At 63.5% G+C, this 26,242-nt stretch carries 22 protein-coding genes; 9 read left to right on the forward strand and 13 right to left on the reverse strand.

What is annotated here, in order from left to right; genetic code table 11:
• Positions 1-165: 165 nt before the first annotated feature.
• Genes CWO91_RS31640 through CWO91_RS31650 form a run of 3 tightly spaced genes read right to left on the reverse strand, consistent with a single transcriptional unit; the run spans position 166 to position 3,710 of the window.
• A complete protein-coding gene (locus CWO91_RS31640; RefSeq protein ID WP_130219303.1) occupies positions 166-897 on the reverse strand; it encodes an ABC transporter ATP-binding protein in 732 nt (243 codons plus the stop codon).
• Positions 894-2,663 carry a branched-chain amino acid ABC transporter ATP-binding protein/permease gene (locus CWO91_RS31645; RefSeq protein WP_130219305.1) on the reverse strand — a complete coding sequence of 590 codons (1,770 nt, stop codon included), beginning with the start codon at positions 2,661-2,663 and terminating at the stop codon, positions 894-896. Before CWO91_RS31645 ends, CWO91_RS31640 begins: the two co-directional genes overlap by 4 nt.
• A gap of 6 nt (positions 2,664-2,669) precedes the next feature.
• A complete protein-coding gene (locus CWO91_RS31650; protein ID WP_165405854.1) occupies positions 2,670-3,710 on the reverse strand; it encodes a branched-chain amino acid ABC transporter permease in 1,041 nt (346 codons plus the stop codon).
• A 176-nt stretch (positions 3,711-3,886) separates the two neighbouring features.
• On the opposite strand from CWO91_RS31650, the gene CWO91_RS31655 reads away from it, so the two are divergent.
• The 8 genes from CWO91_RS31655 (at position 3,887) to CWO91_RS31690 (ending at position 12,253) form a co-directional block, all read left to right on the forward strand.
• Entirely contained in the window at positions 3,887-4,408 is a 522-nt protein-coding gene (locus tag CWO91_RS31655) for a MarR family winged helix-turn-helix transcriptional regulator (protein WP_130219307.1), read from the forward strand.
• Positions 4,409-4,847: 439 nt separating this feature from the next.
• The gene (locus CWO91_RS31660) at positions 4,848-5,117 is read left to right on the forward strand and encodes a helix-turn-helix domain-containing protein (protein WP_035711260.1); all 270 of its coding nucleotides are present in this window, start codon (positions 4,848-4,850) and stop codon (positions 5,115-5,117) included.
• Between the two features lie 40 nt (positions 5,118-5,157).
• Positions 5,158-7,158, forward strand: a complete 2,001-nt coding sequence (hyfB, locus tag CWO91_RS31665) for a hydrogenase 4 subunit B (RefSeq protein ID WP_130219309.1) — start codon at positions 5,158-5,160, stop codon at positions 7,156-7,158.
• The gene (locus tag CWO91_RS31670; RefSeq protein ID WP_130219311.1) at positions 7,155-8,111 is read left to right on the forward strand and encodes a respiratory chain complex I subunit 1 family protein; all 957 of its coding nucleotides are present in this window, start codon (positions 7,155-7,157) and stop codon (positions 8,109-8,111) included. The genes hyfB and CWO91_RS31670 overlap by 4 nt, the downstream gene beginning before the upstream one ends.
• Before the next feature lie 3 nt (positions 8,112-8,114).
• The gene (locus tag CWO91_RS31675) at positions 8,115-8,777 is read left to right on the forward strand and encodes a hydrogenase-4 component E (protein WP_130219313.1); all 663 of its coding nucleotides are present in this window, start codon (positions 8,115-8,117) and stop codon (positions 8,775-8,777) included.
• Positions 8,774-10,213: a hydrogenase 4 subunit F gene (locus tag CWO91_RS31680; protein ID WP_130219315.1), complete on the forward strand. Its 1,440-nt coding sequence runs from the start codon at positions 8,774-8,776 to the stop codon at positions 10,211-10,213. Before CWO91_RS31675 ends, CWO91_RS31680 begins: the two co-directional genes overlap by 4 nt.
• Before the next feature lie 3 nt (positions 10,214-10,216).
• On the forward strand, positions 10,217-11,725 hold the full coding sequence (locus CWO91_RS31685) for an NADH-quinone oxidoreductase subunit C (RefSeq protein WP_130219317.1): 1,509 nt from the start codon (positions 10,217-10,219) through the stop codon (positions 11,723-11,725).
• A 3-nt stretch (positions 11,726-11,728) separates the two neighbouring features.
• The gene (locus CWO91_RS31690) at positions 11,729-12,253 is read left to right on the forward strand and encodes an NADH-quinone oxidoreductase subunit B family protein (RefSeq protein WP_130219319.1); all 525 of its coding nucleotides are present in this window, start codon (positions 11,729-11,731) and stop codon (positions 12,251-12,253) included.
• A 70-nt stretch (positions 12,254-12,323) separates the two neighbouring features.
• On the opposite strand, the gene CWO91_RS31695 is transcribed toward CWO91_RS31690, so the two are convergent.
• The 10 genes from CWO91_RS31695 to CWO91_RS31740 form a co-directional block, all read right to left on the reverse strand.
• Complete coding sequence (locus CWO91_RS31695; RefSeq protein WP_130219321.1) at positions 12,324-13,607, reverse strand: glycerate kinase type-2 family protein; 1,284 nt, start codon at positions 13,605-13,607, stop codon at positions 12,324-12,326.
• Positions 13,608-13,802: 195 nt separating this feature from the next.
• Entirely contained in the window at positions 13,803-15,032 is a 1,230-nt protein-coding gene (locus CWO91_RS31700) for an ABC transporter substrate-binding protein (RefSeq protein WP_130219323.1), read from the reverse strand.
• A gap of 170 nt (positions 15,033-15,202) precedes the next feature.
• A complete protein-coding gene (locus tag CWO91_RS31705; protein ID WP_130219325.1) occupies positions 15,203-16,432 on the reverse strand; it encodes an ABC transporter substrate-binding protein in 1,230 nt (409 codons plus the stop codon).
• A 256-nt stretch (positions 16,433-16,688) separates the two neighbouring features.
• The gene (locus CWO91_RS31710) at positions 16,689-17,915 is read right to left on the reverse strand and encodes an ABC transporter substrate-binding protein (protein ID WP_130219327.1); all 1,227 of its coding nucleotides are present in this window, start codon (positions 17,913-17,915) and stop codon (positions 16,689-16,691) included.
• 119 nt (positions 17,916-18,034) lie between these two features.
• Positions 18,035-19,270, reverse strand: a complete 1,236-nt coding sequence (locus CWO91_RS31715; protein ID WP_130219329.1) for an ABC transporter substrate-binding protein — start codon at positions 19,268-19,270, stop codon at positions 18,035-18,037.
• Between the two features lie 41 nt (positions 19,271-19,311).
• Positions 19,312-20,331, reverse strand: coding sequence for a branched-chain amino acid ABC transporter permease (locus CWO91_RS31720; protein WP_130219331.1), 1,020 nt, complete (start codon positions 20,329-20,331; stop codon positions 19,312-19,314).
• A 2-nt stretch (positions 20,332-20,333) separates the two neighbouring features.
• Positions 20,334-21,212 (reverse strand): branched-chain amino acid ABC transporter permease, encoded by an 879-nt coding sequence (locus CWO91_RS31725; protein ID WP_130219333.1) that lies wholly within the window; start codon positions 21,210-21,212, stop codon positions 20,334-20,336.
• Positions 21,213-21,435: 223 nt separating this feature from the next.
• Positions 21,436-22,149, reverse strand: a complete 714-nt coding sequence (locus tag CWO91_RS31730; RefSeq protein ID WP_091890390.1) for an ABC transporter ATP-binding protein — start codon at positions 22,147-22,149, stop codon at positions 21,436-21,438.
• The gene (locus CWO91_RS31735; protein WP_130219335.1) at positions 22,146-22,943 is read right to left on the reverse strand and encodes an ABC transporter ATP-binding protein; all 798 of its coding nucleotides are present in this window, start codon (positions 22,941-22,943) and stop codon (positions 22,146-22,148) included. The genes CWO91_RS31730 and CWO91_RS31735 overlap by 4 nt, the downstream gene beginning before the upstream one ends.
• A gap of 66 nt (positions 22,944-23,009) precedes the next feature.
• Positions 23,010-23,876 (reverse strand): IclR family transcriptional regulator, encoded by an 867-nt coding sequence (locus CWO91_RS31740; RefSeq protein ID WP_164934744.1) that lies wholly within the window; start codon positions 23,874-23,876, stop codon positions 23,010-23,012.
• 130 nt (positions 23,877-24,006) lie between these two features.
• On the opposite strand from CWO91_RS31740, the gene CWO91_RS31745 reads away from it, so the two are divergent.
• Positions 24,007-26,103, forward strand: coding sequence for a 3-hydroxyacyl-CoA dehydrogenase NAD-binding domain-containing protein (locus tag CWO91_RS31745; RefSeq protein WP_130219337.1), 2,097 nt, complete (start codon positions 24,007-24,009; stop codon positions 26,101-26,103).
• Positions 26,104-26,242 lie beyond the last annotated feature (139 nt).

Consider the following 26,242-nt stretch of genomic DNA (forward strand, 5'->3'; position numbering starts at 1 on the left):
AGCGAAGCAATCCAGAGCCCCTCCGCGGAAAGATTCTGGATTGCTTCGCTGCGCTCGCAATGACGAGGAGGGGAGATCGCGAGTTCGGCTATCGCCGTCTGGCCGGAGGCAGCCGCTTCACCCCAACCCCTTCCCCGTAAGAACGGGGAGAGGGAGAGGAGGAAGCTAAATCGCACTCTCACCTTCGTGCTGGAAGCCGAGATAGCTCGCCGCGACGCGCTCGTTCGCTGCGATGTCGCTGGCCTTGCCGCTGAGCATGAACTCGCCGAGCTCCATGACATAGGCGTGGTCCGCGATCTTGAGCGCGGCCTGCGCGTTCTGCTCGACCAGCAGGACGGAGACGCCGCTGGCGCGGAGCTCGGTGACGATGCGGAAGATGTCGGCGACGATGATCGGCGCGAGGCCGAGGCTCGGCTCGTCCAGCATCAGCAGCTTCGGCTCGCCCATCAGCGCACGGCCCATCGCGAGCATCTGCTGCTCGCCGCCGGAGAGCGTGCCAGCGAGCTGCTTACGCCGTTCCTTCAGCCGCGGAAACAGCGCGTAGACCCGCTCCATCGAGGCTCTCGCCTTGCCTCGCTCGATACGGAAGGCGCCCAGTTCGAGATTGTCCTCGACATTCATGGTCACGAACAATTCGCGGTGCTCTGGGACGAGCCCGAGCCCCATCGCGACGCGATCCTCGATGTCGAGGCGGGCGAGGTCCTGGCCGGCAAAGGCGACGCGGCCCTTCAGCGGCAAAACGCCCATGATGGCCGAGAGCAGCGTGGTCTTGCCGGCGCCGTTGGCGCCGACGATGGTGACGATCTCATTGGTGCCGACCTCGAGCGAGACCGAACGGACGGCCTCGACCTTGCCGTAAGCAACGTGCGCGTCGGTGACGGACAACAGCGTGCTCATGCCGCCACTCCGAGATAGGCCTTGATCACTTCGGGATTGGTCTTGATCGTGGCGGGGGTGCCTTCCGCGATCTTGGTGCCGAAATCGAGCACCACGATGCGGTCGGCGAGGTTCATCACGAAGCCCATGTCGTGCTCGACCAGGAGCACGCTCATGCCGCCGTCGCGCAGCTCGCGCAGCAGCGTCGCGAGCCGCTGCTTCTCCATGTGGCGCAGGCCGGCGGCCGGCTCGTCGAGCAGCAGCAGCATCGGGTCGACGCAGAGCGCGCGGGCGATCTCGACGATGCGCTGCTGGCCGAGCGACAACGAGCCTGCGAGCTGATGCATCTGCTCGGCAAGGCCGACGCGCTCGATCTGGCGCGCGGCTTCCGCGAGCAGCTTGGCCTCATCGGCGCGGTCGAGCCGCAGCATCGAGGAGATCGGTCCCGAATGGCCGCGGAGATGGGCGCCGATCGCGACGTTCTCCAGCACGGTCATGTCAGGCACCAGCTTGACGTGCTGGAAGGTGCGGGAGATGCCGAGCTTGACGATTTCCTGCGGCGGCGCCTTGTCGACCTTCCTGCCGAGCACCGAGATCGAGCCTGCTGTCGCCGATAGCACGCCGGTAATCAGGTTGAACGTCGTGCTCTTGCCGGCACCGTTCGGTCCGATCAGCGCGACGATCTCGCGGGCCTGGACGTCGAAGGAGACGTTGTTGACCGCGACCACGCCGCCGAACTGCTTTCGCGCCTTATCGACCTGGAGCAGGATGCTGGACTCGCCGAGCGCGCGGGGGCGATGCTCCAGCTTCAGCGAGGTATCGGGCTTTCTGCCACTGGTGCGCTCGGGCAGGAACGACATCAGCCAGGGCCAGAGGCCGCCGGGCGCCAGCTGCAGCAGCGCCACCAGCATGATGCCGAACACGATGGTCTCGACCTGGCCGGAGCCGGGCAGGATCAGCGGCAGATAGCTTTGCAGCACCTCTTTCAGCACCACGACGATCGCGGCGCCCAGCACGCCGCCCCAGACATAGCCGGCGCCGCCGACCACCGCGATGAAGAGATATTCGATGCCGGCCTGGGCGCCGAACGGCGTCGGGTTCACCGCGCGCTGGAGATGGGCGTAGAGCCAGCCGGAGAGGCCGGCGAGCACCGCGGCATGGATGAACACCAGCAGCTTGGCGCGCGGCGTGTGCACGCCGAAGGCTTCCGCCGCGACGTGGCCGCGTCTGAGCGCGCGGATGGCGCGGCCGGTGCGGGAGTCCAGCAGGTTCATCGTCAGCAGGGCCGAGACGATGACGGCGACCCAGATCGCGTAATAAATCGAGCCGGGCGAGAGCATCTTGAACGCGCCGATCGACAGTGGCGGGATCGCCGAGATGCCGTCGTTACGGCCCAGAAACTCGAGCTTGCTGAAGAGGTAGAACAGGCCAAGCCCCCAGGCGAGCGTGCCGAGCGGCAGATAATGGCCGGACAGGCGCACGGTGATCAGCCCGAGCAGCACTGCCAGCGATCCGCTGACGACGAGCGACAGCGGCAGGGTCAGCCAGGGCGACAGGCCGTAGGCCGTCGACAGCACCGCAGTGGTGTAGGCGCCGAAGCCAACGAAAGCTGCCTGACCGAAAGAAGTCAGGCCGCCGACGCCGGTGAGCAGCACGAGGCCCATCGCGACGAGCGCGGCAAGGCCGATATTGTCGAGCAGCACGATCCAGAACGGCGGCATCCCGGGAACGAACGGGATCGCCGCCATGACAAGCGCGAAGACGAGGATGGGAAGCCGGCTCTGCATCGCGCGTCAGTCCTTCTCTTCCTCGACCGCCGGCGCGGCGAGCGAGCGCAGCAGCAGCACGGGGATCAGCAGCATGAAAACGATCACCTCCTTGTAGCTGGAGGCATAGAAGGACGAGAACGCCTCGACGATGCCGACGACCAGCGCCGCGACGGCGGTGAGGGGGTAGCTGACGAGGCCGCCGATGATCGCAGCGACGAAGCCCTTCAGGCCGATCAGGAAGCCGGAGTCGTAATAGAGCGTGGTGATCGGCACGATCAGGATGCCCGACAGCGCGCCGATCACGGACGCCAGCAGGAAGGCGATCTGCCCCGACAGCGTGGTGCGGATGCCGGCGAGTCGCGCCCCTAACCGGTTCACCGCGGTCGCGCGCAGCGCCTTGCCGTAGAGGGTCAGCCCGAAGAACAGCCAGAGCCCGACGATGAAGGCAATGGTGATGGCGTAGACGGTGATGCTCTGGCCGGTGAAGCGCAGCGCGCCGGCCGTGAAGGCGCCTGACAGCACCGCCGGTCCGCGCTGGCCCTCGGCGCCGAAGAACAGCAAGCCCAGTCCCTGCAGCGCGAGGTGCACGCCGACTGATGCGATCAGCAGCACCAGTACGGAGGTGTGCGCCAGAGGCTGGAATGCGATCCGGTAGAGGTACAGGCCGATCATCGCGACGATCACCAGCGACAGCGCGATGCAGATCGCGGCCGGCGGCTTCTGGGCGGCGAAGTACAGGGTCAGCGCCAGCACGATGGCCGGCAGCACGATGTTGGTGACGATGCTGCGCAGGACCAGGCGCCCATGCAGCGCCTTGCGGGCGACGAACAGGTCGAAGGCGAAGGCGCCGATGCCGAGCGCCAGCGCGAGCTTTGCCGTGCCCGGCATCTGGCCCGCCGCCAGCGAGGCATAGGTCAGCGCGCCATAGGTGACGAATTCGCCCTGGGGAATGAGGATGACGCGGGTGACGGCGAACACCAGCACCAGCGCCAGGCCGAGCAGCGCATAGATCGCGCCATTGGTGATGCCGTCCTGCACCAGGAACAGCATGATGGTGGTATTCAAGACCGGACGCTCCCCCTAAAGATAAGGACCGGTCCTCCCGATTGTGGGGGACGGTCCGCTCACAGCCATTGAAAAACGTTGGCGAAATTTGATATGGTCCATAACAATTATCAAATATAACATCAAGGGTGGGGAACGACCCGTCCCGAACTTAGCGGGATTACGAGCACGAGGCGATGACCGTTTCCAAAACCGCTGAAAAGTCCTCCGAAAAGCCTGCCGACACGGCCAAGGGTCGCAAGGATGCGTCCGAGCCGCAGGCCGAAGCCCTCCAACTCGGCGAGCTGTCCGAGCAGCTCGGCTATGTGCTGAAGCGGGCCCAGCTCAAGGTGTTCGAGAACTTTTTGCGCTGCATGGCCTCGCTCCAACTCACGCCGGCGCAATTCTCGGTGCTGCTGCTGGTCGAGAAGAATCCGGGCCGGAACCAGACCGAGATCGCCTCCACGCTCGGCATCCTGCGGCCGAACTTCGTGGCGATGCTCGACAATCTCGAAAGCCGCGACCTATGCGCGCGGATTCGCTCCACCAACGACCGCCGCTCGCACATCCTGGTGCTGACCGACAAGGGCAAGGCCGTGCTGACCCGCGCCAAGAAGCTCGTCGCCACCAAGCATGAGGCGCGACTGAACGACCTGCTCGGGCAGAGCAACCGCGAAGCCCTGCTCGCGATGCTCGCGAAGATCGCCAACGAGTTTTGAGGCGGATAGTCATTTCCGGGTGCGCCGCGTTTGTGCGGTCGTCATGCCCGGGCTTGGCTAAAGCGCGATGAGAGTGGGATGAATCGTCCTCGCGCTTTAGGTTATTGTTTGAGCATGATCTTTTCGGAAAGCACACTTTTCCGGATCATGCTCTAGGCTTTATCCCGGCATCCACGTCTCTTCTCTCACTCCGTCATTTCGAGATTGCCCACAGGGCCAGACATCACATGCGCAATTGCGCATGGGGTTCGTGCCACACGCGCTCCAGAATGACGCTGGGGCGGGACAGCCCGGCTATGATGACGGGATGCGGGGGGTGAGCTCGGAGGACATCGAGCGGAATGATGCGTTGCATCTAGAAAATGATGCTTGAAACGTCATTTTGCGCGTCCTAAGCTTGGTAAATCAAGCGCTGTAACTGCCACGGACATTCTGCCCCGTGATCACCGCCGCGCAGCTTCGAGCCGCCCGTGCCTTGCTCAGGATCGACCAGCGCGAACTCGCGCAGCGCTGTTCGCTGTCGCTGCCGACGATCCAGCGCATGGAAGCCTCCGAAGGGGTGATCCGCGGCAATGTCGATTCCCTGGTGAAGCTGGTCGAGGCGCTGTCGGTTGCCGGCATCGAGCTGATCGCCGAGGGGGCAGTATCGAGCGCCGGGGGGCGCGGTGTGCGGCTGAAGTCTCCACCCCCGAGCGCAGGCGGCCAATAGCGATGATGACGCGCGCGCAAATCATGATCCAGGAGCGGCTATGATCGCCGTGGCGCTATGGTCAGTGGCGGCTCTGCTGGCGCTGGCGCCTGCGGGAGTCGTGCTGTCGACGCGCCCGCGCGGCTCGATCATCCTCTACGGCGGATGCCTGATCGCCACATCGACGCTATGTGTCACGGCACTGTCGGATCTGCTCTATTTCCCTCATCTGACGCCAAGCGCGACACTGCCGATCGGCCTGCCCTGGCTCGGCGCCCATTTCCGGCTCGATGCGCTGTCCGCCTTCTTCCTCGTCGTCGTCAATCTCGGCGGCGCCGCCGCGAGCCTGTTCGCGCTCGGCTACGGCCGGCACGAGGACTCCCCCGGCCGCGTGCTGCCGTTCTATCCTGCCTATCTCGCAGGGATGAACGTCGTAGTGCTGGCAAACGATGCCTTCAGCTTCCTGGTCGCCTGGGAATTCATGTCGCTGACCTCCTGGGCGATGGTGGTGTCGCATCACCGGGAGGCCGAGAATGTCCGCGCTGGCTATGTCTATCTTTTGATGGCAAGTTTCGGCACGCTGGCGCTGCTGCTCGCTTTCGGCCTGCTCGCGAGCGGCGCCGGTTACGATTTCGATGCGATCCGAGCCTCGCATCCTTCCGCTGCGCTGAGCGGCATGGTGGTGATCCTCATGCTGCTGGGCGCCGGCTCCAAGGCTGGCCTGGTGCCGCTCCACGCTTGGCTGCCGCTCGCCCATCCCGCCGCACCCAGCCACGTCTCTGGCCTCATGAGCGGCGTCATGACCAAGGTCGCCGTCTACGGCTTCGTGCGCATCGTCTTTGATCTTCTGCCCGAACCGGTGTGGTGGTGGAGCATGGTGGTGCTGCTGGTCGGCGGTCCGTCGGCGACGCTGGGCGTGCTCTATGCGCTGATGCAGCGCGATATCAAGCGCGTGCTCGCCTATTCAACGATTGAGAATATCGGCATCATCTTCACCGGCCTCGGGCTGGCGCTGGCTTTCAAGGCGGAAGGGCTCGACTGGGTGGCGGCGCTCGCTTTCACCGCGGCGATGCTGCATGTATTCAATCATGCGCTGTTCAAGAGCCTGTTGTTCTTCGGCGCCGGCGCGGTGCTGGGAGCAACCGGCGAGCGCGACATGGAGAAACTCGGCGGGCTCATCCATCGCATGCCGAAGACGGCGTTCGCGGTGCTGGTCGGCTGCGTCGCGATCTCGGCATTGCCGCCATTCAACGGCTTCGTTTCGGAATGGCTGACCTTCCAGGCGATCCTGCTTTCACCGCAGCTGCCCTCCTGGGGTCTCAAGCTGGTCATTCCGGCGGTCGGCGGTTTGCTGGCGCTCGCGGCCGCCTTTGCCGCGGCCTGCTTCGTCAAGCTCTATGGCATCAGCTTCCTCGGCCGGCCACGTTCGGATGTCGCGGCGTCAGCACATGAGACCGACCGCTTCTCGCTGACCGCGATGCTCGTGCTTGCCGCCTTCTGCCTCGTTGCCGGCATCCTGCCGGGGTTGTTCATCGATGCGCTGGCGCCGGTGAGCAAGAATATGGTCGGCAACATTATGCCGCATCAGGTCGGATTGCAGTGGCTCACCATCGTGCCGATCGCGGAAAGCCGCAGCTCCTATAACGGCCTTCTGGTGTTCCTGTTCGCGGCACTCTGCGGCACGACGGCGGCGACAGCCATTCACCGTTTCGCCTCCGACCGCTTACGCCGCGCGCCGGCCTGGGATTGCGGCTATCCCGATCCGAACCCAGCGATCCAGTACTCAGCCTCCAGCTTCTCGCAGCCGATCCGCCGTGTGTTCGGCAGCGTCATCTTTGCCGCACGCGAGATCGGCGAGATGCCGCCGCCGTCCTCGCCGGTTCCTGCGCGGCTCCAGGTCGAACTGCACGATCTGATCTGGGATGTGCTGTACGCGCCGATTGCGAAGCTCATCGGCTTTGCGACGGACCGCATCAATATCTTGCAGTTCCTCACCATCCGCCGCTACCTGACGCTGGTCTTCGTGGCGCTGATCGTGCTGCTGCTGGTGGTGGCACTATGAACGCGCTGCGCGACATCCTCTCTCAGGGCGCCCAGATGTCGCTGGTGCTGGGGCTCGCGCCGCTGCTGACGGGTTTCGTGCGGAAGGTGAAGGCTCGGCTGCTACGCCGGCGCGGCCCGCCGCTGCTCCAACCCTATCGCGACCTCATTCGCCTGATGCGCAAGGACGTCGTGCTCGCGGACAACGCATCCTGGCTGTTCCGGGTCATTCCCTATTTGATCTTCGCGGGCACCTGGGTCGCCGCCTCGCTGGTGCCGACTTTCGGCAATGGCCTGTTGTTCTCCTGGACCGCCGATCTCATCGCCATCATTGCGCTGCTCGGCAGCGCCCGTTTCTTCCAGGCGCTCGCCGGCATGGACGTCGGCACCGCCTTCGGCGGCATCGGCTCCAGCCGCGAGGTCATGATCGCCTCCCTCGCCGAGCCCGCGATGCTGATCACAGTGTTCTCGGTCGCGATGATCGCCGGCTCGACGCAGCTCCCCAACGTGGCCGAGTTCATGGGCTCCGACGCGGTCGGTCTGCGTGTGTCCCTGGGCATGGCGTTTGTGGCACTGACCATCGTAGCGCTGGCGGAGAATGCCCGTATCCCGGTCGATAACCCCGCCACCCATCTCGAGCTGACCATGGTGCACGAGGCCATGGTGCTGGAATATTCGGGGCGGCATCTCGCGCTGATCGATCTGTCGTCGCACCTCAAGCTCCTGCTCTATGTCTCGCTGATCGCCTGTGTGTTCCTGCCATGGGGCACGGCGACCGCGGACGCGGGCGTTGCGAGGCTCGTCTTTGGCGCGCTGCTCTATTTCGGCAAGCTGATCGTACTTGGCTTTTTGCTCGCCGTGTTCGAGACGTCGATCGCCAAGATGCGCGTGTTCCGGATTCCGGAGTTCTTGGGCGCGGCGCTGATGCTGGCATTGCTCGCCACCCTGTTGCGCTTCGTGTCGGGGAGCCTCTAAGAGATGAGCAGCCTGCAATTCGACATCGCCCATCTGCTCGCCGGCTCCCTCGTGCTGGCGAGCTTCATGATGCTCTATCAGGACCGGCTCTATGCGCTGCTCAATGTCTATGCGCTGCATGCCGGCGTGCTGGCGCTATCGGTAGCCTGGCAGGCCTATGTGCAGCAAGCGCCGCATCTCTATGTCACGGCGCTGATCGCGCTGGTCTTTAAAGCCATCATCATCCCGGTTGCGCTGCACCGGATCATCAAGCGGCTCGGTATCCACCGCGAGATCGAGAATGTGATCGGCATCGGGCTGACCATGATGGCTGGCATCGGCCTCGTCGCGCTGTCGATGGTGGTGATGCTGCGGGTGACGCCGAGCGCCGATGCGCTCGCGCGCGAGGACCTTGCCTTCGCGCTGTCGGTGGTGCTGCTCGGGCTCCTGATCATGGTTACGCGACGCAACGCCGTGAGCCAGGTCGTCGGATTCATGTCGCTGGAGAACGGGCTGGTGCTGGCGGCAACCGGCGCCAAGGGCATGCCGCTGGTGGTCGAGATCAGTGTCGCCTTCTCGGTGCTGATCGCCTTCATCGTGATCGGCGTCTTCCTGTTCCGCATCCGCGAGCGTTTTGACAGCGTGGACGTGCAGGAGCTTGATCGTTTTCGCGGAGAGCGGCGATGAGCATCGACGCCCTCAGCGCCATCCTCTTGATCCCGGCCCTCTCGGCGGCGGTGCTGGCAATTTTGCCCGGCTACCGATTGACGGCGAAGCTGAACGTAGTGGCAGCGCTCGCGACCTTCCTTACCTCGCTCTCGCTGTTCGTGGTCGAGCCGGTATCGGGGCAGTATCTGTTGATGGACGACCTCAACAAGGTCTTCATCGTGTTGACCACCTTCGTCAGCCTCACCACATCGGTGTTCAGCGCAAGCTACATCCAGCACGAGATCGAGATCGGGCGCCTGGCGCCGGCGTTCCTGCGCTTCTATCACGCGATGTATCAGACGCTGATGTTCGCGATGAACCTCGCGCTCGTCGCCAACAATATCGGCCTGATGTGGGTCGCGGTTGAGGTGGCGACGCTGACGACCGTCCTGATGGTCGGCATCTACCGCACCCATGAGGCGCTGGAGGCAGCTTGGAAATATTTCATCCTCGGTAGCGTCGGCATCGCGCTCGCGCTGTTCGGCACGATTCTGGTCTATATGGCGGCGCGCCCCGTGGTGGGCGAGGGGCTGGACGGCATGGTGTGGACGGTGCTGGTGAAGCACGCCGCACAGTTCGACCCGGCGTTGCTCAACGTCGCGTTCGCCTTCCTCCTGCTCGGCTACGGCACCAAGGTCGGTCTCGCACCGCTGCATGCTTGGCTGCCGGATGCGCATGCCGAGGGCCCGACGCCGATCTCGGCGGTGCTGTCCGGCCTGTTGCTCAATGTCGCGCTCTATGCGCTCCTGCGCTTCAAGATGATGCTCGCGGTCAACTCTGCGGCGATCGCGCCGGGGCCGTTGATGGTGACCATGGGCCTGATCTCGGTGATCTTCGCCGCGCTGATGCTGTACCGTCGCCGCGACATCAAGCGGATGTTCGCCTATTCCTCGATCGAGCATATGGGCATCATCGTCTTCGCCTTCGGCATGGGCGGGCCGCTCGCGAATTTCGCAGGGCTGTTGCATATGACCATGCATTCGCTGACCAAGTCGGCGATCTTCTTCGCGGTCGGCCATATCGCACAGGTCAAGGGCACACAGAAGATCGCCGATATCGGCGGGCTCACGGTGACCAACCCCGCGCTCGGCTGGGGCCTGATGCTCGGCGTCATCGCCATCGTCGGGCTGCCGCCGCTCGGCATCTTCATGAGCGAGTTTCTAGTGGTCAGCTCGACTTTCGCCCGCGCGCCCTGGCTGACGGTGATCCTCGTGCTCGGCATCATCATCGCGCTCGGCGGGCTTTTGTTGCGGATCGGCGCGGTGATGTTCGGCGAGCCCAAAGGCAAGACCGCGCCCGCGGAAGCCTCCTATGTGCCAATGTTCACGCACCTCGGATTGGTGCTGATGGCCGGCATCTATCTGCCGCCGGTGCTGGTCACCGGCTTCCAGAACGTCGCGAAGCTCTTGGGGTAAGCCATGGGCATCCTCGACAGCATCTCCCATGTCAATGCGGTGTCGTCGCACCGGCCCTGGCCGCGCGCGGTCGTGACGGAGGCGGGCTGGCAGGCGGCGATCGATCGACTGGTCGAGGGAGGCCTCACACTGCTTGGCTTCTGGGGCGAGCCGACCGCGGTGCATATGGCGATGCTCGATGGAGGCTCGGCCGAGATCGCGGTCGTGACCTACGAGTGTACGGCCGGCACATTTCCAAGCGTCGCCAGCCGTCATCCGCCGGCGCTTCGGCCGGAGCGGACCATTCATGATCTGTTCGGGCTTGTTCCAGGCGTCGCTGACGATCTGCGGCCGTGGCTCGATCACTACGTCTGGGGCAAATCCTATCCGCTCTCGGGCCGCAACGCATCGCGCGACGTGCGGCCATACCAGTTCCTACCGGCCGAGGGCGAGGCGTTGCACCAGGTGGCGGTCGGCCCCGTCCATGCCGGGATCATCGAGCCCGGCCATTTCCGCTTCACCGCCAATGGCGAGCATGTGGTGCGGCTGGAGCAGTGGCTCGGCTACACCCACAAGGGTATCGAGTCGCTGATGCAGGGCGCGAGCCTCGAGGCCGCGGCAAAGCTCGCCAACCGCACCTCAGGCGACAGCGTCGTCGCCTATGCCTTCGCCTTTGCGTGTGCCGTGGAAGCGGCGCTGCAGATCGAGCCGCCGCGGCAAGCGACGCTTTTGCGGGCGCTGATGGCGGAACTGGAGCGGCTCGCCAATCATTTGGGCGACATCGGGGCCATCTGCAACGACGCTTCGTTCGCGCTGATGCATGCCCAGACCGGCATTTTGCGTGAGCGCTGCTTGCGCGCTGCGAATGTCGCGTTCGGCCATCGCCTGATGATGGACGTCATCGTGCCCGGTGGTGTGACGCGTGACATCGCGCCGGACGGTATGACGGCGCTGCGAACGTTGCTTGCGGAGATCAAGAAGGTATTTCCGCGCTTGATCGAGCTCTACGACAACACCGCATCCTTGCAGGACCGCACCGTCGCCACGGGCATCGTGAAGGCGGAATATGCGCGCCAGTTTGGCGCCGGCGGTTATGTCGGCCGCGCCTCGGGCCGCAATTTCGATGCGCGACGCACGCTTGCTTACGCGCCCTACGATCAATTGTCATTCGAGGTGCCGGTGCTGGAAGCCGGCGATGTCAACGCGCGGGTCTGGATCCGCATCCGCGAGATCGAGCAGAGCGTCGAGTTGATCGAGCAGATCCTTGACCTGATGGGGCCGGGCGAGATCAGGAACGCACCGCCGGCGGGGTGCGGCGCATGCGAAGGCCTGGCGCTGACGGAAGCGTTCCGCGGCGACGTTCTGGTGTGGCTGCGGCTCGATGACGAGTTGCGCGTCGAACGCTGCCACCTGCGCGACGCGTCGTGGTTCCAGTGGCCGCTGTTGGAAACCGCGATCGAGGGCAACATCATTGCCGACTTTCCGCTCTGCAATAAATCGTTCAACTGTTCCTATTCGGGCGCGGACCTCTAAGCCATGCGCAAGACCTTGCTCGAAAGCCTCACCCATGGCTCGCTGACGGAGCCCGCGCCGGCGCCGGACGAGTCGGCGCTGGCGGAGCTTGCAACGAAAGTCAACCGCGCCGCCCAGGCCAGGCTTGGGCGTTCTCTCGCCATTCGCGAGGTCGATGCCGGATCCTGCAACGGCTGCGAACTGGAGATCCACGCGCTGTCCAACGCCTTCTACGACATCGAACGTTTCGGCCTGCGCTTCGTCGCCTCGCCGCGCCACGCCGACGTGCTGCTGGTCACGGGTCCGGTGACGAAGAACATGCAACAGGCGCTGGAGCGGACCTACAACGCGACGCCCGATCCGAAATGGGTCGTCGCGGTCGGCGGCTGTGCGATCGATGGCGGTATTTTCAGAGGCAGCTACGCCTGCGTTGGCGGCGTATCCGAGACCATTCCGGTGGATTTGCACATCAAGGGCTGCCCGCCGTCGCCGACGGACTTGTTGAAGGGCCTGCTCGCGCTGCTGGAGCACGTCAGCGGCAAGCGATAAGCCGCACCTACACACTCCCCAAGGCGATCATGGTCAGGCCAAGCCGCGATGGTGTCGAACAGGGCGAGCCCTAATCCACCAAGATCACCCTGATATCGTTCACGTTGGTCAGCGTCGGTCCCGGCATGAGCAGATCGCCGGTCGCCTCGAAGAAGGTCGTCGCGTCGTTGTTGTCGAGATAGGCCTGCGGCTTAAGCCCCTGGGCCCTCATCTTCGCGAACGTGGCCGCGTCGATCAGCGCGCCGGCGGGATCGGTGGGATGGCCGGCGCCACCATCGGCGCCGTCCGTGTCGCCGGCCAGCGCCGAGATGCCAGCCGTGTCCTTCAAGAGGCTGGCGAGCGCCAGCGCGTATTCCTGGTTCGGTCCGCCGCGCCCATTGCCGCGCACGGTGACCGTGAGCTCGCCACCGGAGAGGATCGCGACGCGCTTGCCTTGCGCGCGCGCTTGCAGCGCGAGCTTGGCATGATCGGCAGCGACCTCGCGGGCCTCACCTTCGAGATCGGCGCCGAGGTCGATGGTCTCGTAGCCGGACTCGCGCGCGAGCTTCACCGCCGCGTCGAGCGATTGCTTGGGCCGCGCGATCAGTTCGAAATGCGCGCGCGCGAAGGCGGCGTCACCGGGCTTGCAGCTTTCATTGGCGGGATCGTCGAGCGCGCGGCGCACGGCTTCGTCGATGTCCAGCTTGTATTTCGCCACGATCGCGCGCGCATCGGCCAGTGTGGTCGGATCCGGCACGGTCGGGCCGGAGGCGATTGCGGAGGGGTCGTCATGCGGCACGTCGGAGATCGCCAGCGTCACGATCTCGGCGGCGTTCTTGCCGGCGCGCGCCAGCCGGCCGCCCTTGATCCGCGACAGATGTTTTCTGACCGTGTTCATCTCGCCGATCGGCGCGCCCGAACGCAGCAGCGCCTTGTTGACCGCCTGCTTCTGCGCGAAGCTGATGCCGTTCACGGGCGCGATCCAGTTCGCCGAACCGCCGCCGGTGAGCAGCACCAGGAGGAGATCGTCAGGACCGGCCTCGCCTGCGAGCGCGAGCGTGTCGGCCGCGCCCTTCAGGCCAGCTTCATCAGGCACTGGATGGCCAGCCTCGACCACGCGAATGCGGCGCGTCGGTACGCCATAGCCGTGGCGCGTGGTGGCGATGCCGACCAGCCGCTCCGGCGCGAGCTCGAGCGTGTCGAGATAATGCCGCTCGGCGGCCGCAGCCATGGCGCCCGCGCCCTTGCCGGCGGCGAGGCAGATCACGCGTCCTTTGGGCGCGGGCCTTAAGTGCGGCGCCAGAATTGTGCTCGGATGGGCGGCGGCAACGGCAGCGTCGTAAAGCGCGCGGAGCAGGGGACGTCGGTCGATCATGACGGAAAGCCTCGGCAAACAGGAGAGACTGGCGGCAAACGCGCGCCCGCTACATGCCTACCGCATCACGCGTCAAAGCGTAAGCGGGCCTTGCCACCATTCGATTGTGCAATCGCGTGATCATAATCGGCGCACAAGCAAAAACCCCCTGCGCGATCGGCGCAGGGGGCTTGTTATGGTCGCATGTTCAGGCGGCTAGCCGCCGGCGTCGGCGCTGATCACGTCGCCGAACAGTTCCCAGCGCTCGCCCTTGAACTTCTCGAGGCGGAGCTGGCTGATTGGCGCAAAGTCGTTCGACCCGGTGGTGATCTGGATACCCGGCAGCAGTGCCTCCGTGCGGAAGTTCTTCAGGCTGGCGGCCTGCTTCATGATGTTCTCGCGCGTGAGATTATCGCCGCACTGCTTCAGCACCTGAACCAGCGTCTGCGCCACCGCGTAGCCGACGATGGTGCCCTTATCGAGCTTGTCGCCGTCTGGGAAGTACTTGGTCATGAAGGCCAGAAACTCCTTCATGCCGGCATCGTTGTTCCATTCCGGATCCGACACGTCCTTCAGATAATCGGCCGAGATGATGTCCTGGCCGTTCTCGAAACCAGCGGGCTTCATCACGCTGCCGACGGAGGCCGAGACGTTGTTGAGGAAGTGCAGCGGCTTCCAACCGATCTCGGCGTTCTTCTTGATCGCTTGCGCCGCGAATTTCGGCGTCGTGATGTTCATGAAGACGTCGGCACCGGTCGACTTCATCTTGACGATGTGGCTGTCGATGGTCGGCTCGGAGGTCTCGTAGCTCTCCTCGATGACGATCATCGAAGCGGCTTTCGCCCCTAGGCCGTCCTTGAGGCCCTTCAGGTAGTCCTTGCCGTAGTCGTCGTTCTGGTAGAGCACGGCGATCTTGGCGTCTGGCTTGTTCTTGAGCAGCCACTTCGCGTAGATCTGCGTCTCGCTCTGGTAATTGGGCTGCCAGCCCATCGTCCAGGGGAAGTTCTGCGGATCGTTCCATTTGGTGGCGCCGGTGGCGACGAACAGCTGCGGCACCTTCTTCGAGTTCATGTATTTCTGGATCGCCGTGTTCGGCGGCGTGCCGAGCGAGTTGAAGATGAACAGCACCTCGTCGCTCTCGACCAGCTTGCGCGCCTGCTCCACCGTCTTCGGCGGCGAATATGCGTCATCGTAAGAAACGAAATTGATCTTGCGGCCGTTGATGCCGCCCTCGTCGTTGATCTTCTTGAAATAGGCGGCTTCGGTCCGCCCGATGATGCCGTAGGCGGAGGCCGGTCCGCTGTAGGGCATGATGTTGCCGATCTTGATCTCGGTGTCGGTCGCGCCGGTATCGTACTTTTTCTGGGCCGATGCAGTGGAGGCCGAGGCCGCAATGAGCGCGAGCGCCAGTGACGCGGCCGCAAGTTTGCCGGTGACAGCGGGCATTCCAATCTCCCTATTTTCTTGATGTGTGCGCCTTCCTTTTCTTGTGTCGAGTTTTTTGGCGACGCGGCGGCAATTCAATACGATTTGGCCAATGCCTTCAAGAAAAAGCCCCGGCGACGAGGCCGCAGGGGCTGCTTCTTTAGTAGTCATTGGTAGGCAAGGCTGCGTCTTTAGCCGCCCACGTCGCTGCTGAGGACGTCGCCGAACAGCTCCCAGCTTTCGCCCTTGAAGCGCATGAGCTGCAACTGGGACAGCGGAGCAAAGTCGGTGGGGCTGGTGTTGACCTTGATGCCCGGCAGCAGGCCGCCGGGTTCGAAGTCCTTGATACTGGCTGCCTGCTTCATGACGTTGACACGCGTCAGACCGTCGCCGCACGCCTTCAATACGTGCACGAGACCTTGGGCTGCGATGTATCCGTACATCACCGCCGAATCCGTGCGGTTGGCTTCGGGATAGTACTTGTCGAGGAATTCATTCCAGGCCTTCATCGCCGAATCGTTCTTCCATTGCGGATCGGTCGGATCCTTGTAGTAGTTCGAGGAGATGATGCCTTGCGAGGCCTCGAAGCCAGCCGGCTTCATGACGCTGCCGATGGAAACCGAGACGTTGTTGAGGAAATGCATTGGCTTCCAGCCGATCTCATGCATCTTCTTGATCGTCTGCGCAGCAAATTTCGGCGTGGTGACGTTGAAGAACACGTCGGCATCCACCGACTTCAGCTTGACGATGCTGGAATCGATGGTCGGCTGGGCCACCTCGTAGCTTTCCTCGGCGACGATCATCGACGCCGCCTTGGCACCCAGGCCGTCCTTCAGGCCCTTGACGTAATCTTTGCCATAGTCGTCATTCTGATAGAGGATGGCTATCTTGGCGCTCGGCCTTTCCTTCAGAATGTACTTTGCATAGATGCGGGCTTCAGTCTGGTAGTTCGGCTGCCAGCCGATCGTCCAAGGAAAATCCTTGGGATCATCCCATTTGGTGGCGCCGGTGGCGACGAACAGTTGCGGCACCTTCTTCGAGTTCATGTATTTCTGGATCGCCGTGTTCGGCGGCGTGCCGAGCGAGTTGAAGATCAGAAACACCTCGTCGCTCTCGATGAGCTTGCGTGCCTGCTCCACCGTCTTCGGCGGCGAGTAGGCGTCGTCATAGGTGACGAAATTGATCTTGCGGCCGTTGATGCCGCCCTCGGCGTTGATCTTGCGGAAATAGGCCTCCTCGGTCTTGCCGATCACGCCGTAAGCGGAGGCTGGCCCGCTATAGGGCATGATGTTGCCGATCTTGATTTCGGTGTCGGATGCGCCGGTGTCGTATTTCTTCTGCGCCAGGGCTGTCGTGGAAAGGGTGGCAGCCAGCACGAGGGCAGCCGAGAAGGCCCCCAATCGCACATGCATTGCAGGCATCTTGATCTCCCTAGGTAGGTTTGAATGTGTCGTGTTCTTGATCGGAAGCGATCGTTGCGCGTCGCTCTGGTATACATTCAATACCCTTCCCGGGCGGCCAGCAAGGAGAACGCCCCGCCGGAGCTGCCGCCGCGAGGCGATCTTTTTTGAGAGGACGTGGAATATTCCGGCGCATGAGATGGGATGCGCCGTTAATCGGCCGCGCAGAAGTTGTCTTGTTAAATGTGGGCTATTTTGAATTGCGCGTTTGCGACGCTCAATGTCCGATCTCGCTGGAGATGATGTCGCCGAACAGCTCCCACTTCTTGCCCTTGAAGCGCATCATCTGGAGCTGCTCGATCGGAGCGAAGTTGTCCGGAGCGGTGTTGATCTTGATCCCGGGCAGCAGCGTGTCGGGTTCGAAATCCTTCAGGCTTGCGGCCTGCTTCATGACGTTCTCGCGGGTGAGGTCGTCGCCGCACATTTGCAGCACCTTCACCATGGTCTGCGCGGCGGCATAGCCGAACACCACACCGGCATCGAGCTTGTTCGCCTTGGGCGCGTACTGGGCGAGGAAGTCATAGAACTTCTTCATGCCGTCATCGGCGTTCCACTGCGGGTCGGAGCCGTCCTTGGTATAGCTCGCCGACAGGATGCCTTGCGAGATCTCGAGGCCCGCCGGCTCGATCACGCCGCCGACCGAGGCCGAGACGTTGGAGATGATGTGCATCGGATGCCAATTGATCTCCGCCGCCTTCTTGATGCCCTGCGCGGCAAATTTCGGGCTGGTGATGCTGATGAAGATGTCGGCGCCGGCCGCCTTCAGCTTCACGACGTGCTCGTCGATCGCCGGCTCGGAGGTGTCGTAGGCCTCTTCCAGCACGATCATCGAGGCCTTGGACCCCAAGCCGTCCCGCAATCCCTTCAGATAGTCCTTGCCGAAATCGTCGTTCTGATAGAGCACGCCGATCTTTCCGTCCGGCTTCTCCTTCATGATGTATTTGGCGTAGATCCGCGCCTCGCTGACGTAGCTCGGCTGCCAGCCCATGGTCCAGGGATATTGCTTGGGATCGTTCCACTTGGAGGCGCCGCTCGCCACGAACAATTGCGGCACCTTCTTCTCGTTCATGTACTTGCGGATTGCGCTGTTGGTGGAGGTGCCGAGCGAGCCGAAGATCAGCAGCACCCCGTCGTTCTCGACCAGCTTGCGTGCCTGCTCCACTGTCTTCGGCGGCGAATAGGCGTCGTCATAGGAGATGAACTTGATCTTGCGGCCGTTGATGCCGCCCTCGGCATTGATCTTGTTAAAATAGGCCTCCTCGGTCTTGCCGATCGCGGCATAGGCGGAGGCGGGGCCGCTATAGGGCATGATGTTGCCGATCTTGATCTCGGTATCGGACGCGCCGGTGTCGTATTTCTTTTGCGCCAGCGCCTCGCTGCTCATCGCAGTGCACAACGCGAGTGCGGCCGCGAAGGCCGCAACCTGAAAACGAACGGCAGTCATAGTTCTCCTACCCCGAGTTGGATCGGCGCCGCATTGAACAAGATTGACGCTCGGCGTCAACAAAAAGCCCCCGCGGTCGCCCGCGGGGGCTTATCGACTTGAATTATTGTGTCAGCGCGTCATTCGGAGGCGACGTCGCCGCTGATGATCTCGCCGAAAAGTTCCCACTTCTCGCCCTTGAAGCGTTGCATCTGGAGCTGCGCAATCGGGGCGAAGTCGGTGGTGCTGGTGTTGATCTTGACGCCGGGCAGCAAGGTGTCCGGAGCAAAGTCCTTCAACGACGCCGCCTGCTTCATGAGGTTGGCGCAGGTCAGATCGTCTCCGCACAGTTCCAGGACCTTGGCCAGAGTCGACGCTGCGCCATAGCCGTAGACCATGGCGGTGTCGGTCTTGTCGGCGCCCGGCATGTACTTGTCGACGAACTCGTTCCACTTCTTCATGCCGGGGTCGTTGTTCCACTGCGGATCCGTCGAATCCTTGGCATAGGCCGCCGACAGCACGCCCTGCGCGTTCTCGAAGCCGGCCGGCTTCATCACGCTGCCGACCGAGATCGACACGTTGGTGAGGATCTGGAGCGGTTTCCAGCTGAGCTCGGCGGTCTTCTTGATGGTCTGGGCCGCGAACTTCGGCGTCGCATAGATCAGCAGCACGTCGGGATTGGCGGCCTTGATCTTGACGATGTGTCCGTCGATCGACGGCTCGGACACCTCGTAGCTCTCTTCCATGATGATCATGGACGAGGCCTTGGCGCCGAGGCCGTCCTTGGTGCCCTTGAGGTAGTCTTTGCCGAAATCGTCGTTCTGGTAGAGGATCGCGACCTTGGCGTTCGGCTTCTCCTTCATCAGCCATTTCGCGTAGATCTGCGCTTCGCTCTGGTAGGAGGGCTGCCAGCCCATGGTCCAGGGGAAGTTCTTCGGGTCGTTCCACTTGGTGGCGCCGGTGGCAACGAAGAGCTGCGGGATCTTCTTGGCGTTCAGGTATTTCTGGATCGCGCTGTTCGACGGCGTACCGAGCGGGTTGAACACGGCCAGCACCTCGTCGCTCTCGACGAGCTTGCGGACCTGCTCGACCGCCTTCGGCGGCGAATAGGCGTCGTCATAGGTGACGAAGTTGATCTTGCGGCCGTTGATGCCGCCCTTGTCGTTGATCATCTTGAAATAGGCTTCTTCGGTCTTGCCGATGATGCCATAGGCCGACGCCGGACCGCTGTACGGCATGATGTTGCCGATCTTGATCTCGGTATCGGACGCGCCGGTGTCGTATTTCTTTTGGGCGAGTGCAGCGCCGGAGGTGAGTGCAATGGCCGCCGTTGCCGTGACCAGCGCGGCGGCTCGCAGTGTTCTTCCAAAAAGCAATTCGGTCTCCTTCGTTAAACGACTGTCGTGATGAGAGGTATTCAGGTCTTTCTGAGCTTGCCGGAAAGTTGCTGGCCCAGGATCGCGAGCTGCCTTGCGCCATGCGGCACGAGGTAGATGACGAGGAACAGCAGCACGCCGAATACCGCACCGGAGAGGCCTTTGGAGATGCCCTCCGCGATGTTCGGCACGAAGATGATGAAGGCCGCGCCGACGAACGAGCCGGGCAGCCAGCCCACGCCGCCGACGACCATGCCGAGGAACAGCGAGATCGCGAGGTTGATCGTGAAGCTGTCCGGCGCCACAAACTGCACCGCGATCGCACCTAAAGCGCCGGCGATGCCGGTGATGCCGGCGGACACGCCAAACGCCAGCGTCTTGTAGAGCGCGACGTTGACGCCCATCGAGGACGCCGCGATCTCGTTGTCGCGGATCGCCATGAAGGCGCGCCCCGAGCGGGAGCGCAGCAGGTTCACCGAGAAGACGTAGATCGCGAGCGTAACCGCAAGCGTGAAGTAATAGAGCCACATGTCCTGCGACATCGGCAGCCCGAAGGGCGCATCCGGCTTGGTGACGACGAGGCCCTGCACGCCGCCGGTCCAGTGCTCGAGGAAATTGAGCTTCAAAAGCTGCGGCATGGCGGTGGCGAGCGCAAAGGTCGCGAGCGCGAGGTAAACGCCGGAAAGCCGCAGCGCCGGCTGCCCGAACAGGAAGCCGAAGCCGAAGCAGACTACTCCGGCGATCGGCAGTGTCAGCGCGTAGTTGACGTTGAAGTACTCCATCAACACCGCGGTCGTATAGGCGCCGACGGCATAGAAGGCGCTCTGGCCGAGCGAGAACTGGCCGGAGCCGCCGGTCAGGATGTTCAGTGCTAGCACCGCGAGCCCGTAGATCAGGAGCATCGTCATCTGGAAGATGATGAAGTTCTTGACGAAGACGGGCGCGATTAGCAGTGCAGCCAGCACGACCAGCGAGGTGCCGGTGCCCAGTGTCATGGCCCGCTTCGGAACGGCTTCGACCGCCTGGTGGCCTTCTGCAACGACTTCTTCTGCAGCGCTCATGATCAAACTCGCTTGACGATGTGCCGGCCGAACAGGCCAGCGGGTTTGACGACCAGGACGGAGATGATCAGCGCGAGCGCGATCGGGAGTTTCAGCTCGTTGCCGACGCCGGGAATGTAGGTGCCGACGAGATTTTCGAAGATGCCCATCAGGAAGCCGCCGACCACAGCGCCGAACGGGCTCGACAGACCGCCCAGCACCGCCGCAGCAAAGCCATAAAGCAGGACGCCCACCATCATGTTGGGCTCCAGGAACACGACCGGCGCGATCAGCATGCCGGCAATCGCGCCGATGGCAGAAGCCATGCCCCAGCCGAGCGCGATCATCCAGGATGTATTGATACCGACGAGCCGTGCCGATTCAGGTAACGAGGCGGCGGCCCGCATTGCGAGCCCGATCCGCGTGTACTGAAAGAAGAAGTAGAGCCCGAGCAGCAGCAGCAGGGTGACGCCGATCATGCCGGCCTGGTGGGTCGAGATCAGCTGACTACCGAGGAACGGCGAGGAGCCGAACGGGGTCGGATACTGCTTGATGGTAAAATCCCAGATCAGGCCGGCCGAGGAGTTGATGATGGCGAACAGCGCGATGAAGCCGGCGACATTGGTCAGGATCGGCGCCTTGGCGAGCGGCTTGAACAGGATGCGCTCGATGGCGATGCCGCCTGCGAACGCGAAAGCCAACGTAAGGACGAAAGCGACCCAATAGGGCACGCCCCATTGCATCAACTGCCAGGAGATGAAGGTCGAGAACATCGCCATCTCGCCTTGCGCGAAGTTGAGATGGTCGATCGCCTGGTAGATCATGACCACGGCGAGCGCCATGCAGGCATAGATCGCGCCGGTGGCGATGCCGGCCAGCACTTGGTTGGTGAAAAGCTCCATTGTGCCGGCTCCTAGAGTATGACGGCTGCGGGTTGAACTGCGGCGGCGTCGATTGTCGCCGACCTCTCCCCAGCGGGGAGAGGTCGATTTGCGCAGCAAATCGGGTGAGGGGCCGCAGCTCCGACCTGAGACCGTAACCCCTCACCCGGCGCTACGCGCCGACCTCTCCCGAAGGGAGAGGTGGACTGAGTGCGCTGATACATATCGGCCATCATCCGCTCCCTCAGTAACCCAGATAGGATTTGCGGATTTCTTCGTTGTTCGCGATGTCCTTGGCTTTGCCCGACATCACGATGCGGCCGGTCTCGATCACATAGGCATGGTCGGCGAGTTCGAGCGCGAGCTGGGCGTTCTGCTCGACCACCAAGATCGTGACCTTGTCCTCGCGGTTGATCTTGCCGAGGATCCCGAAGAGGTCGCGGACCACCAGCGGCGCAAGGCCGAAGGAGGGCTCGTCGAGCAGCATCAGCCGCGGCCGCAGCATCAGCGCGCGGGCGACCGCGAGCATCTGCTGCTCGCCGCCGGACAGCGTGCCGGCCTGCTGGGTGTGCCGCTGCTTCAGCACCGGGAAATGCGCATACATGCGCTCGATGTCGGAGACGATGCCGGCGCTGTCCTTGCGGGTAATGGCCCCGAGCTGGAGGTTCTCCTCCACCGTCATGTTGGTGAAGGTGCCGCGGCCCTGCGGCACATGGGCGATGCCGAACCGCACGATGTTCTCGGTCGAGCGGTTGTTCAGCGGCTTGCCGTCGAACTCGATGCCGCCGGTCGAGCGCACCATGTTGCAGATCGCGCGCAGCGTCGTGGTCTTACCGGCGCCGTTGGCACCCAGCAGCGTCGTCAGCGAGCCCTCGTTGAGCGAGAAGGAGAGGCCATGGAGCGCCTGGACCTGGCCGTAGTAGGCGCGCAGGTCCTTGACGTTGAGCAGCGTCGTCATTGGTCCTTGCTCCCGAGATAGGCCTTGATGACGTCCGGGTCCGCCTGCACCTGGGCAGGCGTGCCTTCCGCGAGCTTCTTGCCGAAATTGAGCGCGACAACGTGATCGGCGATCGACATCACGAGGCCCATGTGGTGTTCGACCAGGAGCACGGTCATGTGGCGATCGTCGCGGATGCGGCGAATGAGCTCGCCGAGCACATAGACCTCTTCGTGATTGAGGCCGCCGGCCGGCTCGTCGAGCAGCAGGATCTTCGGATCGGCCGCCAGCGCACGTGCCAGCTCGACGCGCTTCTGTGTGCCGAAGGGCAGGCCGGAGACGACAGTGTGGGCGACATTCTCGAGGTCGAGATAGGCGAGGATCTCGTGCACCTTCTTGTTGACGCTGGTTTCACTGCGCCGGACCCAGGCCAATTTCAGGGAGTCGCTGACGATGTCGCTGGAGGTCTTCGAATGGGCGCCGACACGGACATTGTCCATCACCGACAAATTCGGAAACAGCGCCACGTTCTGGAAGGTGCGGCCGATGCCGATCTCGGCGATCCGGTGCGGCGGCCGCGACAGGATGCTGACGCCTTCCATCAGGATGTCGCCGGACGACGGCTGGTAGAGCCGGGACAGGCAGTTGAAGAGCGTGGTCTTGCCGGCGCCATTGGGGCCGATCAATCCAAGGATCGCACCCTTGTGCATGTCGAAGGACACGCCGTTGAGCGCGATGATGCCGCCGAACACGACGCTGACGTCGCGAACCGCGAGCAGGGGCGATGTCCCCCGCGCGAGCTGTGCCTGCGTCATCTCGTCTCGCCCACACTGAGCAGTGGGCGAAGGGGCGATGCGGACCGCTCCCGATGATGACAAAGGCTATCTGAATCCCTCGGCCACACGCGCAACTTTTCCTCCTGATTTCAGCTTTTTGCTGACGTCTTTTTTTGAATGCGGCATCAGACCCCCGAGTGCCGCTTCGATGTTCCTTACCATCGCAAGCAGACGCGGTCCAATGTCGTTGATCAAACGCTCTTCCGTGAAACGGAATGCGGGCGCGCCGCAATTGAATGCGTAGGGTCCGGTTCCGTCGTTGAGCTTGAGCGCGACGCCGGCGGCGCCGATGTCGTCGTGCCAGTCGCCGACGGAAATCGCGAAGCCGTATTTCGCCACGGTCTCGCCGGAACGTTCCAATCCATCGCGCATCTTCGGCCAGCGGCTGCCGTAATGCTCGCGCAAGAGACGCGAGAGCTCTGCGCGATCGTCGGCATCGAGCGCCCAGAAATAGGCGCGACCCATCGCACTGGTTGCAATCGGCACGCGCGAGCCGACGTCAAGTTGAACGCCGACGGTCTCGCTGCCGCGGCTCTGCCCGAAATAGATCATGCTGTGACGGTCGCGGCCGCCGACGGCAACCGCTCCGCCGGTCGCGCGCATCACTTCCTCGCGGAACGGCTCGGACAAATGCCGAACGCCGAGATTGGCGAGCGCGGCGTAACCGAGCGACATCGCCGCGGGTGCGAGCTGGTACTTCTCGAAACGGGGAACCGGCGTCAGATAACCGAGCTTCGTCAGCGTATAAGTCAGCCGCGACACGGTCGGTTTGGGCAGATTTGTCCGCGCCGCGATCTCCTGATTGCCGAGAAGGCCGTCATTGGGTTGGAATGCGCGCAATACGTCCAGTCCGCGGGAAAGCGCGACGACGAAATTCCGATCAGTCGCGGTCTTCTTTCCTGTACGCTTCATCCCTAATCTGCTTCTTGCGCGGAGTCGTTGACAACGTCCGTGCTTCAAAATAACCCTGCCGTCAAGATGCGGAATTAAATTCCGCACCGCGAAATCGAACAAAATTAAATCCCCACCAAGGAGGGACACCGTGAGCGAAGTGGTCAAGCTTGAGCGTCATGATGAAGTCGGGATCGTTACGGTCGACAGCCCTCCGGTCAATGCGCTGAGTGCCGCGGTCCGCGGCGGCATCTTGGAGTGCATCAAGGCCGCGGTCGCCGATCCCGCGATCAAGGGCATCGTTCTGACCTGCGCCGGCCGCACCTTCATTGCGGGCGCCGACATCACCGAATTCGGCAAGCCGCCGAAGCCGCCCGCTCTGAACGACGTGCTGTCCGAGATCGAGAATTCGCCGAAGCCAGTGGTCGCGGCGATCCACGGCACCGCGCTCGGCGGCGGCCTCGAGGTCGCGCTCGCCTGCCATTACCGCGTCGCGGTGAAGGAGGCCAAGCTCGGCCTGCCCGAGGTGAAGCTCGGCCTGTTGCCGGGCGCGGGCGGCACCCAGCGCCTTCCGCGCGCGGTCGGACCGGAACTCGCGGTCAAGATGATCGTCGGCGGTGATCCCATTGGTGCTGCGGAAGCGCTCAAGAACGGCCTGATTGAAGAGATCATCGAAGGCCCAGCCTCGGGCGGCGAGGCCTTCGTGCGCAAGCTGCTGGCCGAGAAGCGCCCGCTGCGGCGCCTGCGCGACGACGATTCCAAGCTCGCGGCGGCCAAGGCCGACCGTTCCATCTTCACCAATGCCGTTGCGGCCATGACCAAGAAGTCGCGCGGACTGGAAGCGCCGTTCGCGGCCGCCGACGCCGTCGGCTACGCCATCGACCTGCCGTTCGACGAAGGTCTGAAGAAGGAGCGCGAGGGCTTCCTCAAGCTCGTCGCCAGTGACCAGTCCAAGGCGCAGCGCTATGCCTTCTTCGCCGAGCGCGAGGCTGCCAAGATCGCGGGTGTCCCTGAGGGGACCAAGTCGCGCTCGGTCAACCGTGTTGCCATTCTCGGTGCCGGCACCATGGGCGGCGGCATCGCGATGTCGTTTGCCAATGCCGGCATCCCCGTCACCCTGATCGAGACCGGCGAGGAGCAGCTCAAGCTTGGCATGGGCGTCATGCAGAAGAACTGGGAAGCGACCGCGGCGCGCGGCGGCATCCCGGCCGATGCGCCCGCCAAGCGCATGGCTTTGATCAACGGCGTTGTCGGCATCGAGAATGTCGGTGATGCCGACCTCGTCATCGAGGCCGTGTTCGAGACCATGGCGGTGAAGAAGGAAGTGTTCGGCAAGCTCGATCAGTACGCCAAGCCCGGCGCGGTGCTCGCCTCCAACACCTCGTATCTCAACATCGACGAGATCGCGAAGTCGACCAAGCGTCCGCAGGATGTTTTGGGCATGCACTTCTTCTCGCCGGCCAACGTCATGAAGCTCTGCGAGATCGTGCGCGCCGACAAGACCGCACCCGACGCGCTTGTGACCGCCGTCACCATCGCGCGCAAGATCGCCAAGGTACCGGCCGTGGTCGGCGTCTGCGACGGTTTTGTGGGTAACCGTATGCTCGCCCAGCGCGGCAAGCAGTCCGAGAAGCTGCTGTTCGAAGGTGCCTTGCCGCAGCAGGTCGATGCCGTCGTGACCAAGTTCGGCATGCCGATGGGGCCGTTCGCGATGGGCGACCTCGCCGGCCTCGACATCGGCTGGCGCTCGCGGAAGGATCGCGGCATCAAATCGGAGATCGCGGACGCGTTGTGCGAAGCCGGCCGCTTCGGGCAGAAGACCGGCAAGGGCTACTACAAATACGAGGCAGGCTCGCGCGCGCCGCTGCCGGATCCGGAGGTCGAGAAGCTGATCGACGAGACGCTGCTGCGTCTCGGCCGCAAGAAGCGCGTCGTTAGCGATGAAGAGATCCTCGAGCGCATGATGTATCCGATGATCAACGAGGGCGCGAAGATCCTCGAAGAGGGCATCGCGGCGCGTCCCTCCGACATCGACGTGGTCTGGCTCTATGGCTATGGCTGGCCGATCTACCGCGGCGGCCCGATGTTCTGGGCCGACAGCGTCGGCCTCAAGCACATCGCCGATCGTCTGGCCTTCTACGCCAAGGAGACCAACGACCCCAGCCTCGAGCCCGCGCCGCTGCTGAAGAAGCTCGCCGCGGAAGGCAAGACCTTCGCCTCGCTGGCTGCCGCGTCGAAGGCGGCGTGATGGGATTGGCGGTGGCCGTGATCTCTCGCTCCGGGCAACACTCTCTCCGTTCCCTCCCCCCTTGCGGGGGAGGGTTAGGGAGGGGGGTAGCTCCGGGGGAGATCGGAGTTCGTGGCACCCCCTTCCCCAACCCTTCCCC

It is taken from the genome of Bradyrhizobium genosp. SA-3 (genome assembly GCF_004212635.1).
Classification (GTDB): Bacteria; Pseudomonadota; Alphaproteobacteria; order Rhizobiales; family Xanthobacteraceae; genus Bradyrhizobium.

Coding starts and splice junctions, on each gene's coding strand:
- CWO91_RS31640 (WP_130219303.1), bottom strand. CDS start 897: ATGAGCACGCTGTTGTCCGTCACCGACGCGCACGTTGCTTACGGCAAG.
- CWO91_RS31645 (WP_130219305.1), bottom strand. CDS start 2,663: ATGCAGAGCCGGCTTCCCATCCTCGTCTTCGCGCTTGTCATGGCGGCG.
- CWO91_RS31655 (WP_130219307.1), top strand. CDS start 3,887: ATGACCGTTTCCAAAACCGCTGAAAAGTCCTCCGAAAAGCCTGCCGAC.
- hyfB (WP_130219309.1), top strand. CDS start 5,158: ATGATCGCCGTGGCGCTATGGTCAGTGGCGGCTCTGCTGGCGCTGGCG.
- CWO91_RS31670 (WP_130219311.1), top strand. CDS start 7,155: ATGAACGCGCTGCGCGACATCCTCTCTCAGGGCGCCCAGATGTCGCTG.
- CWO91_RS31675 (WP_130219313.1), top strand. CDS start 8,115: ATGAGCAGCCTGCAATTCGACATCGCCCATCTGCTCGCCGGCTCCCTC.
- CWO91_RS31680 (WP_130219315.1), top strand. CDS start 8,774: ATGAGCATCGACGCCCTCAGCGCCATCCTCTTGATCCCGGCCCTCTCG.
- CWO91_RS31685 (WP_130219317.1), top strand. CDS start 10,217: ATGGGCATCCTCGACAGCATCTCCCATGTCAATGCGGTGTCGTCGCAC.
- CWO91_RS31690 (WP_130219319.1), top strand. CDS start 11,729: ATGCGCAAGACCTTGCTCGAAAGCCTCACCCATGGCTCGCTGACGGAG.
- CWO91_RS31695 (WP_130219321.1), bottom strand. CDS start 13,607: ATGATCGACCGACGTCCCCTGCTCCGCGCGCTTTACGACGCTGCCGTT.
- CWO91_RS31700 (WP_130219323.1), bottom strand. CDS start 15,032: ATGCCCGCTGTCACCGGCAAACTTGCGGCCGCGTCACTGGCGCTCGCG.
- CWO91_RS31705 (WP_130219325.1), bottom strand. CDS start 16,432: ATGCCTGCAATGCATGTGCGATTGGGGGCCTTCTCGGCTGCCCTCGTG.
- CWO91_RS31710 (WP_130219327.1), bottom strand. CDS start 17,915: ATGACTGCCGTTCGTTTTCAGGTTGCGGCCTTCGCGGCCGCACTCGCG.
- CWO91_RS31720 (WP_130219331.1), bottom strand. CDS start 20,331: ATGAGCGCTGCAGAAGAAGTCGTTGCAGAAGGCCACCAGGCGGTCGAA.
- CWO91_RS31725 (WP_130219333.1), bottom strand. CDS start 21,212: ATGGAGCTTTTCACCAACCAAGTGCTGGCCGGCATCGCCACCGGCGCG.
- CWO91_RS31730 (WP_091890390.1), bottom strand. CDS start 22,149: ATGACGACGCTGCTCAACGTCAAGGACCTGCGCGCCTACTACGGCCAG.
- CWO91_RS31735 (WP_130219335.1), bottom strand. CDS start 22,943: ATGACGCAGGCACAGCTCGCGCGGGGGACATCGCCCCTGCTCGCGGTT.
- CWO91_RS31740 (WP_164934744.1), bottom strand. CDS start 23,876: ATGAAGCGTACAGGAAAGAAGACCGCGACTGATCGGAATTTCGTCGTC.